This is a genomic window from Gilliamella sp. B3127, assembly GCF_026536935.1.
GTDB classification, from domain to species: Bacteria; Pseudomonadota; Gammaproteobacteria; order Enterobacterales; family Orbaceae; genus Gilliamella; species Gilliamella apicola_E.
In genome coordinates, this window is sequence record NZ_JAFNNI010000019.1 from 1 (window position 1) to 795 (window position 795).

The 795-nt window shown below is 44.7% G+C and carries 1 protein-coding gene; it reads right to left on the bottom strand.

The features are described 5' to 3' along the window. Positions 1-795: IS4-like element ISVsa5 family transposase (locus J3U00_RS11590; protein ID WP_032183843.1), on the bottom strand; the 795-nt coding region annotated here is incomplete at its 3' end.

The following is a 795-nucleotide window of genomic DNA, read 5'->3' on the forward strand; positions in this document are numbered from 1 at the left end:
CCATGGCTCCTTTGCCGACGCTGAGTAGATTTTAGGTGACGGGTGGTGACAATGAGTCCGTGTCGAGCGCTGATTTTTTCGGCCTTTAGAGCGAGATTTATACAATAGAATTTGGCATGAGATTGGATTGCTTTTAGTCAGCCTCTTATAGCCTAAAGTCTTTGAGTGACTAGATGACATATCATGTAAGTTGCTGATAGGTTTCCAGTTTTCCGCTCCTAGGTCTGCATATTGTACTTTTCCTCTTACTCGACTTAACCAGTACCAACCCAGCTTCTCAACGGATTTATACCATGGCACTTTAAAGCCAGCATCACTGACAATGAGCGGTGTGGTGTTACTCGGTAGAATGCTCGCAAGGTCGGCTAGAAATTGGTCATGAGCTTTCTTTGAACATTGCTCTGAAAGCGGGAACGCTTTCTCATAAAGAGTAACAGAACGACCGTGTAGTGCGACTGAAGCTCGCAATACCATAAGTCGTTTTTGCTCACGAATATCAGACCAGTCAACAAGTACAATGGGCATCGTATTGCCCGAACAGATAAAGCTAGCATGCCAACGGTATACAGCGAGTCGCTCTTTGTGGAGGTGACGATTACCTAACAATCGGTCGATTCGTTTGATGTTATGTTTTGTTCTCGCTTTGGTTGGCAGGTTACGGCCAAGTTCGGTAAGAGTGAGAGTTTTACAGTCAAGTAATGCGTGGCAAGCCAACGTTAAGCTGTTGAGTCGTTTTAAGTGTAATTCGGGGCAGAATTGGTAAAGAGAGTCGTGTAAAATATCGAGTTCGCACAT